The 10,147-nt window shown below is 54.7% G+C and carries 10 protein-coding genes; 2 read left to right on the top strand and 8 right to left on the bottom strand.

Translation table 11 applies throughout. The annotated features are described in order from the left end of the window. The first annotated feature begins 236 nt into the window (after nt 1–236). Entirely contained in the window at nt 237–692 is a 456-nt protein-coding gene (locus ACWWFX_RS13860) for a hypothetical protein (protein WP_473224063.1), read from the top strand. Nucleotides 693–763: 71 nt separating this feature from the next. Here the strand turns inward: ACWWFX_RS13860 and ACWWFX_RS13855 are convergent, their stop codons facing one another. The 3 genes from ACWWFX_RS13855 to ACWWFX_RS13845 are packed head-to-tail and all read right to left on the bottom strand — an operon-like array spanning nt 764 to nt 3,725. Then, nucleotides 764–1,720 carry a lysylphosphatidylglycerol synthase transmembrane domain-containing protein gene (locus ACWWFX_RS13855; protein WP_473224062.1) on the bottom strand — a complete coding sequence of 319 codons (957 nt, stop codon included), beginning with the start codon at nt 1,718–1,720 and terminating at the stop codon, nt 764–766. 5 nt (nt 1,721–1,725) lie between these two features. Next, a complete protein-coding gene (clsB, locus tag ACWWFX_RS13850; RefSeq protein ID WP_276218253.1) occupies nt 1,726–2,967 on the bottom strand; it encodes a cardiolipin synthase ClsB in 1,242 nt (413 codons plus the stop codon). After that, on the bottom strand, nt 2,964–3,725 hold the full coding sequence (locus tag ACWWFX_RS13845; RefSeq protein WP_473224061.1) for an endonuclease/exonuclease/phosphatase family protein: 762 nt from the start codon (nt 3,723–3,725) through the stop codon (nt 2,964–2,966). The genes clsB and ACWWFX_RS13845 overlap by 4 nt, the downstream gene beginning before the upstream one ends. 130 nt (nt 3,726–3,855) lie before the next feature. Here ACWWFX_RS13845 and ACWWFX_RS13840 point away from each other — a divergent pair, with 130 nt between their 5' ends. Further along, nucleotides 3,856–4,272, top strand: a complete 417-nt coding sequence (locus ACWWFX_RS13840) for a YbhQ family protein (RefSeq protein ID WP_015965245.1) — start codon at nt 3,856–3,858, stop codon at nt 4,270–4,272. Here ACWWFX_RS13840 and ACWWFX_RS13835 read toward each other — a convergent pair. From ACWWFX_RS13835 to cecR, 5 genes are all read right to left on the bottom strand, one after another. Next, nucleotides 4,234–5,340 carry an ABC transporter permease gene (locus tag ACWWFX_RS13835; protein WP_149464490.1) on the bottom strand — a complete coding sequence of 369 codons (1,107 nt, stop codon included), beginning with the start codon at nt 5,338–5,340 and terminating at the stop codon, nt 4,234–4,236. The genes ACWWFX_RS13840 and ACWWFX_RS13835 overlap by 39 nt on opposite strands. 94 nt (nt 5,341–5,434) lie before the next feature. Next, nucleotides 5,435–6,568: an ABC transporter permease gene (locus ACWWFX_RS13830; protein ID WP_473224060.1), complete on the bottom strand. Its 1,134-nt coding sequence runs from the start codon at nt 6,566–6,568 to the stop codon at nt 5,435–5,437. Beyond that, nucleotides 6,558–8,297, bottom strand: a complete 1,740-nt coding sequence (locus ACWWFX_RS13825; protein ID WP_276218243.1) for an ATP-binding cassette domain-containing protein — start codon at nt 8,295–8,297, stop codon at nt 6,558–6,560. The genes ACWWFX_RS13830 and ACWWFX_RS13825 overlap by 11 nt, the downstream gene beginning before the upstream one ends. Then, a complete protein-coding gene (hlyD, locus tag ACWWFX_RS13820) occupies nt 8,290–9,282 on the bottom strand; it encodes a secretion protein HlyD (protein WP_473224059.1) in 993 nt (330 codons plus the stop codon). Before hlyD ends, ACWWFX_RS13825 begins: the two co-directional genes overlap by 8 nt. Beyond that, complete coding sequence (gene cecR, locus ACWWFX_RS13815; protein WP_473224058.1) at nt 9,279–9,956, bottom strand: transcriptional regulator CecR; 678 nt, start codon at nt 9,954–9,956, stop codon at nt 9,279–9,281. The genes hlyD and cecR overlap by 4 nt, the downstream gene beginning before the upstream one ends. Between the last annotated feature and the right edge of the window lie 191 nt (nt 9,957–10,147).

Here is a 10,147-nt window from a genome sequence, read left to right as displayed (position 1 = left end):
AAATGGCGAAGAAACGGTCTAAATAGGCTGATTCAAGGCATTTACGGGAGAAAAAATCGGCTCAAACATGAAGAAATGAAATGACTGAGTCAGCCGAGAAGAATTTCCCCGCTTATTCGCACCTTCCTTAGTTCGGGTATAGGGATGTGGGGATGGTGAAAATTATACCATTGTTAAATGACCTGCGATGACAACAATCAATAAGCTGCCGCTGTTTATAATTCATGGTACAGATAATGAATATGGAAATATTTAAGGAAGGGGCCTCTTTCGAATACCGAATTGAAGAGGTTAAAATAATAATGTCACTAACTCAGATGAATCTAAAGGAAAAGTATCCTGGGATTATACTGCCCGTAGAACAATGGTGCTATGTCCTTTTGCCAGGAAGGATAGGCAGCGAACGCTGGAATGCGCTCATTACAGCAGACTATCGCTGTCTTACACATCCGGATGGTTATCAATTTGCAATCGTACTTTCAGCTGAAGATCTATTTTCTAAGTTTATAATTGATACGTTATCTATACAAAATGATTTTAATTATTTAATGGCTTTTGCTTCATTGTCGCCATCAGATGATGAAAAGCTCTTGAAATGGATTGATGGCGTGTTGAATAATATATCCAGCGATCCATTGCCACCTTATCAACTTCTGACGTTAGAGAGTGGCTTGCTGTTGTCGTGTGGATAAAAAGAAAATTCTCCAGGATAAACCTGATGGATTATAAAAGGAATGGCAATGCGACTAAATCTGGACGTTTCTCACCCTCCAGCCTTCTCCTCATTCTTCTCCCGAATCCTTTTCGCCTGGCTTTCCAGCCCCAGATAACACACCAGCGCCAGCAGCAGCGGGATAAAGTAATACAGCACGCGCCACACCAGCAGCGCCGCAATTATTGTTCCGGAAGAGATTTCTTCACTGGCCAGTAGCGCGACAAAGACCGCTTCCAGCACGCCGATCCCCGCCGGAATATGCACAATCACCGCCACCACGCTGCTTACCAGCAGCACGCCGAGGACGAAGAAATAATCAACGGCCTGGCCCATCAGCAGCCAGATGGTTGCACCCATCGCCATCCAGTTCAGGCCGGAAATCGCCATCTGGGCGAGGGCGAACTTCCAGGTGGGCAGCACCAGCGTTTGACCTTTAACGGAATACTGGCGTTTTTTGGCGAATGCGCAAAATCCCAGATAAATCAGCACCGTCGCCAATAGCGCCGCGCCGAGCAGTCGAAGAGTCGTATCGTTGATGTACCAGTGTGCCGGCAGGTCGATTGCCCCCACGGTAAACATCACGCCTGCCAGTAATAAATAACCCAGCCAGTTGGTCGAGATGCTCAGGGAAAAGATGCGGGTGATGGTGCCGGGTTTCAGGCCAAGCCGTGAGTACAGGCGATAGCGCATGCCAATGCCACCAACCCAGGTGCTGAGCGTCAGGTTGAAGGCATAGCAGATAAACGACACCAGCATGACCTGGCGTTTTGCCAGCTTATGCCCGCACCAGACGCGCGCCAGCAAGTCGTAGCAGCCATACAGCAGGTAGTTAAATATCACCAGGCCTACCGCGCCCAGCAGCGCCAGACGGTTATAGTCGCGGATGACGTTCCACACTTCGTGCCAGTCAATTTTTCGCGCGTAAAGCACCAGCAGCACCGCAACGGCAACCAGAAATAGCCAGGTGAGCGCGCGTTTGGTCCACTTCCATTGTGACTTGCTCATCCATTTCATTGTCGGGCTCCGGAGTTCTCCGGCTCGACGCGGTCCTGCGTTTCCATTGCGGGCTGCGCGGGAGGAGGGACCTCCGCCAGTTTAGGTGTGTGCGCCGGTAGCCAACCGGCCATTGCCGGGAAATGGCGCAGGAAGTGGAACACCACCACACCAATTCCCAGATTTAACCAGCTGCGCTTAGGCACCATACTTTCGTCCACGCGCTGCGAATCACGGGTGATTAGCGTATTCAGATTGTCGCGTAAGGTCTGGTTAAACTGGCGATCGTGGATCATGAGATTGGCTTCAAGATTCAGCGACAAGCTCAATGGGTCGAGGTTGCTGGAGCCGACCGTCGCCCAGTGGTCGTCCATCAGGGCGACCTTACCGTGCAAGGGGCGGCGCTGGTACTCATAGATATGCACGCCGCTTTTCACCAGATAGCGATAGAGCAGCACCGCGCCCACTTTGACAATCGCCATATCCGGGTTGCCCTGAACCACCAGTTTCACCCGCACACCGCGTCGCGCCGCGCGTCGCATGGCATGCAGCAGACGATAGCCGGGGAAGAAGTAGGCGTTGGCGATGATCACCTCACGTTTGGCGGTCGCCAGCATCCGCAGGTAGTGACGTTCAATATCTGTACGGTGTTCGTCGTTGTCGCGCCACACCAACAGGGCTTGTGCCTCGCCTGGCGTGCGGTTCTCTTCTGCACGATGATGGCGGCGCCACCAACGGCGCAAAGGGGTGTTCTCGGGCAGATTCTCCAGCTCAAACTGCACGATGTCCTGTACCACCGGGCCTTCAACCTGTACCGCGTAATCCTGCTTGGCTTCCGGGCCATAGTCGGACATATGTTCGGCGGAATAGTTGATGCCGCCAATAAAGGCAATACGGGCATCGACCACCACGATTTTGCGGTGCATACGGCGAAAGAGATTGGTGCGCATCCCCAGCAGGCGTGGGCTGGGGTCGTAGTAGCGGAAAATAACGCCCGCTTCGGTCAGCTCATTGACGAAGTCGTCGCTCAAATCAGGGGAGCCGTATCCATCCAGCAGCGCTTCTATCTGTACGCCGCGCTTCGCAGCACGCAGTAATACCGCATGCAGCTGTTTACCTACTGCATCTTCAAACCAGATAAACGTTTCAAGGATCACTTTACTCTGCGCACGATCGATGGCTTTGAAAACCGCAGGGTAGTACTGGTCGCCATTCTCCAGCAGGGTAATCTGGTTGCCTTCTCGCCAGGCGCATTTCATAGGTGGATCTCCGCGCTAAGGGGCGCATGGTCTGAAAGGTGTCGCCAGCCGCGCAGGGCAAGCTTGGTTGGCTGGCTGGCGTTAGCATTTTTCACATAGATGCGATCCAGGCGTAATAACGGCAAACTGACCGGGAAAGTGCGCGCCGGGCGGCCCCGGGCGCGGGTAAAAATCTCTTCCAGCCCGGCTTTTGCTTTTAATGGATGGTTAGCCTTCTGCCGCCAGTCGTTGAAATCACCGGCCACCAGCACCGGTTCGCCCTGCGGCAGCGCATTGACAAAATCGGCCAGCATCACAATTTGCGCCTGACGCTGTTTTTCGCCGAGGCCAAGATGCACGCAAATCACATGAATCGGCGTAGCACGCTGCGGGGGGGCGATTCGGCAATAGAGTAATCCGCGCTTCTCGCTGTCGCCGATGGAAACATCGTGATTTTCAAAATGTTCGATAGGGTATCGTGAGAGCACCGCGTTGCCGTGATGCCCTTCCGGATAGACCGCATTTCGCCCATAGGCGTAATCGCTCCACATGGTGTCGGCGAGAAATTCGTAGTGGCTGGTATCCGGCCAGTTTTCGACGTGCAGCGGATGCACTTCATGCGCCCCCAGTACTTCCTGCAGGCAAACAATATCCGCACCGACGGTGCGAACGGCGTCGCGAAGCTCCGGCAAAATAAAACGTCGGTTAAATGCCGTAAAGCCCTTATGGGTGTTAATTGTCAGTATTTTTACCGAAAAAGGCGTGCTGTTCGCGGACATTTGGCTCCCGTTATTTTTTTATCCTGACTAAATAGTGTAGTCGGCGTCACAAAAAGATGCGGTGATACGGAATTTTCCGTAAAGTGGCGTACTCTGAATAGGCAAATAAAATCCTTCAGGAGAAGAAGCCATGAAGTGGCAACAACGCGTTCGTGTCGCAACAGGGTTAAGTTGCTGGCAGATTATGTTGCATTTGCTGGTTGTGGCGGTGCTGGTTATGGGCTGGATGGGCGGTGCATTAGTCCGCGTCGGCCTGGGCCTGTGTGTGCTCTACAGCGTGACGGTGATTCTGATGCTGGCATTACAGCGCCACCGTGAACAGCGCTGGCGTGATGTGGGCGATGTACTCGAAGAACTCACCACCACCTGGTATTTTGGCGCGGCAATTATCGCCTTATGGCTGCTGTCGCGAGTGTTACACAATAACTTCCTGCTGGCCCTTGCGGGGCTGGCGATCCTCGCCGGGCCAGCGTTGGTCTCTTTGTTAGTCAAAGAGAAAAAACGCAACTCAGGCGATCTTCCGGCGAAACATCGCGTACGCCACTGAGCCTGTCGTGGCCGCTATCACCAGTAGCGGCCACAAACTTCCCCACACAATCGTTAAGCTCGCGTCCTTCAGATAAATTTGCTTGGTGATATCCGTAAAGTGACGAATCGGGTTAATCCACGTCAGATTCTGCAACCAAACCGGCATGTTCTCCACGGGCGATACGTAACCCGACAGCAGAATCGCTGGCATCATAAAGACGAACACGCCGATAAACGCCTGCTGCTGGGTTTCGCACAGAGAGGAAATCAGCAGCCCAAAGCCTACCAGCGATAACCCATAGATAATCATAGTGAAGTAGAACAACGCCAGCGAACCGGCGAAGGGAATCTGATACGCCCAAATGCCGATACCCAACACGATAGTGGCCTGAAAGGTCGCCACAATCAGCGCCGGAACCGCTTTGCCGATGAATATCTGCCAGGTCGCCAGCGGTGAAACCAGTAGCTGATCCAGCGTCCCCTGTTCACGCTCGCGAGCGACGGAGAGCGACGTTACGATCATCACCCCGATGGTGGTGATCATGGCGATCAGCGACGGCACCACAAACCATTTGTAGTCCAGATTCGGGTTATACCAGTTGCGCACCACCAGCTCGCTGTTGTTGGGTTTTGCCTGGCCGTCGGTTAACTCCTGCTGATAGTCTTTGACGATCTGTTGCAGGTAGTTGGCCGCGATTTGCGCGCTGTTAGAGTTTCGCCCGTCAAGAATCAACTGCATGGGCGCCTGCTGGAAGGTATCCAGATTACGCGAAAAATCCGCCGGAAAGCGCACCAGCAGCAGCGCTTTTTGAGTGTCGATGGTCGGTTGGATCTCCTGCGGGCTTTTCAGCAGCAGAATATGGGTGAACGCTTTGGCGCGGGCGAAACGTTGCGTCAGCTCCACCGCGTGCTTACCGTTATCCTCGTTATAGATAGCGATGGTGGCGTTGGTCACTTCCAGCGTCGCGGCAAAGGGGAAGAGGATCACCTGAATCAGCACCGGCAGAATCAAAATAGCGCGCGTCTGCGGCTCGCGCAGCAGCGATTGCAGCTCTTTGCGGATTAATGTCCATAAACGATAAAACATGGTGTCGTCCTCATGTCGGGTGGCGCTGCGCTCACCCGACCTACGAATCGTAATTGTGTAGGCCGGATAAGGCGTAGCCGCCATCCGGCGAAGTTTAATCCAGTCGACGTTTCGTTTTCAGCCATGTCAGGCCAATAAACATCACCGCCGAGGCAATCAGAAACAGGGTGTTAATCACCAGCACCACCGGGATATTACCGGCCAGGAACAGGCTTTGTAGCGTGCTCACGAAGTAACGGGCCGGGATGATATAGGTCACGATGCGAATTGCCGCCGGCATGCTGTCTATCTGGAAAATAAACCCGGACAGCATAATTGACGGCAGAAACGCGGCGTTCAGCGCCACCTGCGCGGCGTTAAACTGGTTGCGAGTAATAGTCGAAATTAACAACCCCATCCCCAGCGTGCTGAGTAAAAACAGGCTGGTAATGAAAAACAGTACCAGCAGCGAGCCGCGATAGGGCACGCCGAGAATAAACACCGAAACCAGCATACAAAGCAGCATCGCCAGCATGCCGAGGAAGTAGTAGGGAATCAGCTTACACAACAGCAGTTCAACGCGGGTCACTTCGGTTGAAAGTAGCGCTTCCATCGTACCGCGCTCCCATTCTCGCGCCACCACCAGCGACGTGAGGATCGCGCCAATTACCGTCATGATGATGGTTACCGCACCGGGAATGATAAAGTGCTGGCTGATGGCGGCCGGATTAAACCAGTAGCGGGTCTGGACATCAATGAGTGGTGTGAATGATTGCCCTTTGTCTTCCGCACGCTGAGCCTGCCATAGTTGCCAAATCCCTTGCGTATAGCCTTGTACAAAGTTGGCGGTATTTGGCTCGCTGCCATCGGTAATGACCTGAATTGGCGCGGTTTCATTGTCGCGCGCCATCTGGCTGTCGAAATTCACCGGGATCACCACCAGGCCACGAATACGCCCGGCCTGCATCATCTCAACCAATTGTTGGCGATTATCGCTGATAGTAGCGTCAATATAGGGCGAGCCGGTCATAGCGTGGGTAAAATCAAGTGCTTCTTCGCTCTGCTGTTCCAGTAAAATGCCTACCCGCAGCTTGCTGGAGTCGAGGTTGATGCCGTAGCCAAAGATAAACAGCAGCAGCAACGGAATGACTACCGCAATCAGCCAACTGCTGGGGTCGCGGATAATTTGTCGCGTTTCCTTCACGCACAGCGCGCGTACGCGTCGCCAGGAAAGGGTGCTATTGCGCATCGGCGTGCTCCTTATCCCAGTTGTGGATTAAGGTGATAAAGGCCTGCTCCATGGTCGGGTCGCGTTGTTCATCGTCGGCGGCCTGCGCTTTCAGGTCATCCGGAGTGCCGCTGGCAATCAGTTTGCCGCGATACACCAGGCCAATTCGGTCGCAATACTCGGCTTCATCCATAAAGTGCGTCGTCACCATCACGGTCACACCTTTTTCCACCATGCTGTTGATGTGCAACCAGAATTCGCGGCGGGTAATGGGGTCAACGCCGGAGGTGGGTTCATCGAGGAACAGAATATCCGGTTCGTGCATCAGCGAGCAGGCAAGCGCCAGACGCTGCTTAAAGCCAAGGGGCAGAGAGTCGGTCGCATGGCTGGCGATGCTTTTCAGGCCGAAGGCTTCGCTCATGCGGGCGATTTTGTCATTCTGCGCTCGCCCGCGCAGGCCATAGACGCCGGAGAAAAAGCGCAGGTTCTGTTCCACGGTCAGGTTGCCGTAGAGCGAGAATTTTTGCGCCATATAACCTAAATGCTGACGCGCTTTACCAGAGCTGACTTTCAGGTCCATATCCAGTACCAGTGCTTTGCCCGATGTGGGTACCAGCAGGCCGCACATCATCTTAAAGGTGGTCGATTTCCCCGCACCGTTAGGGCCGAGCAGGCCAAAAATTTCCCCACGTTTAACGGCAAAATCCACGTGGTCGGTGGCGGCAAAGTCGCCGAATTTTTTGGTGAGCTGTTTGGCCTCAATCACCGTCTCTTCCGGCGAACCCTCAACCGTATGTAGAATGGCGCCCAGCGGCGATTCCGAGGTTCCCGCACCGCCCAGCAGGTCGATAAAGGCATCCTCAAAGCGCGGCGTGGTTTCGTTAATCTCGATTTCTGGCATTTCCGGTGCGTGGCGAATATCGTCGGCGGTGGCCTCTTTTTTGAGGATCACCCGCACCGAGCGCCCCTGAATCATTCCATCGCTCACCTGGGGTAATTTCAGCGCGCGCTGTAACAGACGGCGGTTGTTTTCCGCCGGGCTGCTCATCAGGAAACTGCGTCCGGCCATGGTTTTGGTGAGCGCCGTCGGTTCGCCCTGATAGAGCAATTCGCCTTCGTTCATCAGCAGCACGTCGCGGCATTGCTCGGCTTCGTCGAGGTAGGAGGTGCTCCACAAAATCAGCATTCCGTCACCCGCCAGTTCGTGCACCATCTGCCACAGTTCGCGGCGCGAGATGGGGTCAACGCCCACGCCCGGTTCATCGAGCAACAACACTTTCGGTTCGCCCACCAGCGTACAGGCGAGCCCCAGTTTTTGCTTCATCCCGCCGGAGAGTTTCCCTGCCAGCCGCCCGGTAAACGGCCCCAGCGCGGTGAACTCCAGCAGACGCGCGAAGGTTTTCTGTCGCGCGTCACCGGTAACGCTGCGCAGGTCGGCATAAAGATTGAGGTTCTCCATCACCGTTAAATCTTCGTACAGGCCAAATTTTTGCGGCATGTAGCCCAGCATGCTGTGCAGCTCGCTGTCGTTTTCGATAGGATCGAGCCCCAGAACAGAAGCCGTTCCTTCGTCGGGCTTCAGCAGGCCCGCCAGCATACGCATCAGGGTGGTTTTCCCCGCGCCGTCCGGCCCCACCAGCCCGGTAACATAACCTGAGTGGATGGTACAGTTCAGCGGCGCGACGGCGGGTTTATCCATACCGGCGAAGCGTTTCACCAGCCCGTCGAGCTGGATGATCTCTTCACTCATGGCGCGACTCATCGCTGAATTTAAGGGTGACAGGCATACCCTGACGTAGAGTATCGTCGGCATCGGTCACGATAATGCGCAGGCGATAAACCAGGTCGGTACGCAGATCCGGTGTCTCAACGGTTTTCGGCGTAAATTCTGCGGTGGGCGAAACGAAACCGATTTTGCCGTGATACGGCTTATCCGGACGACCATCGGTATAGAGTAAAATTTCTCGTCCCGGCTGGGCCTGATTCAGATTCTTTTCGTCAACATAAGCGCGAACCCACACCGGGCGCGTCAGCGAAAGGGTGAGGGCGGTGCTGCCCGCATTGAGCATGCTGCCGGGTTCTACCGCGCGGGTAAGCAACGTGCCGTCCGACGGTGCCACCAGGGTGGTGTCGTGCAAGTCGAGCGTCGATTGCGCCAGCTGCGCCTGCGCCTGTTCAAGATTGGCTTTCGCCTGGGCAATTTCCTGCGGACGATTCCCGGCGCGGTACTGGCTCAGTTTATCCTGCGCCGATTTCAGCGTTGCCAGCGCCTGATCACGCGATGAACGCGCATTTTCCAGATCGTTGGCGGAAATCGTGCGGCTTTTCCACAGCCCCTGTTGGCGCGCGTAAAAGTTCTGCGCGTAGTCATAGGCGGCCTGCGCTTGTTTAACCGCGGCGGCGGCCTGGGCAATCTCTTCTGCCCGATAGCCCGCCATCATCAGGTCATATTGTGCCTGGGCGGTTGAGACATTGGCTTTCGCCTGCATTAGCGCATTTTCATAGGGCGCTTTATCGAGCTGTCCCAGCGTTTGCCCGGCTTTAATGGCATCGCCTTCATCCACGGTTAATGACTGTAAACGGCCACCGACGCGGAAACTCATATTGACGGTGCGAATATCCACGTTGCCGTAGAGCGTCAGCCCGTTGTCCTGGCGGCTCTGATACCACCAGGTTCCGCCAATGGCGGTAACAATTAGCACCAGCACCAGTGCAATAATGACCGGTTTCTTCATTGTTTCAGGCTCCTTTGCGTTAGTCCCTGCAAAATGAAATCGATGTGGCAGCTCACCACCTGGAAAATCTGTTCCGCTTTCTCGTCATCAAAACGGGCCCATCCGGCGCGCAGTAAAATGGTCTCGCGTCCCAGACGGAACGCGAGGATTTCACCGAGCAGGGCGTGCGTGTGCAGGATGGTTTGCGTGTCGTGCGGATCGCGCCCGGTATAGGCGGCAATCAGATGCGTAAGATGCGTATGCATCGGCGCAATCACCCGATCGTGGATATGTTGATAGGCGGCGGTGGGCGAGAACTGTTCACGTGAAATAAACTTACTAAGGTTGACCGTATCGTCCTGGGTCAGCAGCAGAATCATGTTCTTGCAGGCACGCAAAATCAGTTCATGAATGGCAGCTTTATCGGGCTCCGGCTGGGCGAAAAGCGCCTCGGCGGCCTGCACGTGCGGGCGGAAGTTCTCGCCGATAAAATCAGCAATCCACTGGGCACAGGCGAGGTATAAGTCGTCCTTTGAGCCGAAGTAGTAGGTTATCGCCGCAATGTTCTGCCCGGCCTGCGCCGCGATATCGCGGGTGGTGGCATGCAGCCCATACTCGCCAAACTGAGCGAGTGCGGCGGCGATGAGCTGGCTTTTGGCCTGTTCGCCTTTGGTAGTGATGGGAGTCGTATTCATCGCGTCACAGAAAATTAATCAATCGATTGATTAACATTATGTCCGAATTTTGAGCTTGTCCAGTCACATACGCAAAAAACGGCGAAAACACAGAATATTCACCGCCTCGCAGGCCACCTGGCTGGCGAGATATTTTATGCGCCAGGTCACAAAAGCTGCTACACTCCGGCCCTTCATGACATTGTGGTTTT

The organism is Pseudocitrobacter sp. 2023LY-00077 (assembly GCF_055796175.1).
This window is presented reverse-complemented; position numbering and strand designations above follow the sequence as displayed.

Bases quoted from the DNA above. Each gene is read 5' to 3' on its own strand.
- cecR (WP_473224058.1), bottom strand. From the start codon at position 9,956: ATGAATACGACTCCCATCACTACCAAAGGCGAACAGGCCAAAAGCCAG.
- clsB (WP_276218253.1), bottom strand. From the start codon at position 2,967: ATGAAATGCGCCTGGCGAGAAGGCAACCAGATTACCCTGCTGGAGAAT.
- ACWWFX_RS13825 (WP_276218243.1), bottom strand. From the start codon at position 8,297: ATGAGTGAAGAGATCATCCAGCTCGACGGGCTGGTGAAACGCTTCGCC.
- ACWWFX_RS13830 (WP_473224060.1), bottom strand. From the start codon at position 6,568: ATGCGCAATAGCACCCTTTCCTGGCGACGCGTACGCGCGCTGTGCGTG.
- hlyD (WP_473224059.1), bottom strand. From the start codon at position 9,282: ATGAAGAAACCGGTCATTATTGCACTGGTGCTGGTGCTAATTGTTACC.
- ACWWFX_RS13845 (WP_473224061.1), bottom strand. From the start codon at position 3,725: ATGTCCGCGAACAGCACGCCTTTTTCGGTAAAAATACTGACAATTAAC.
- ACWWFX_RS13855 (WP_473224062.1), bottom strand. From the start codon at position 1,720: ATGAGCAAGTCACAATGGAAGTGGACCAAACGCGCGCTCACCTGGCTA.
- ACWWFX_RS13840 (WP_015965245.1), top strand. From the start codon at position 3,856: ATGAAGTGGCAACAACGCGTTCGTGTCGCAACAGGGTTAAGTTGCTGG.
- ACWWFX_RS13860 (WP_473224063.1), top strand. From the start codon at position 237: ATGAATATGGAAATATTTAAGGAAGGGGCCTCTTTCGAATACCGAATT.
- ACWWFX_RS13835 (WP_149464490.1), bottom strand. From the start codon at position 5,340: ATGTTTTATCGTTTATGGACATTAATCCGCAAAGAGCTGCAATCGCTG.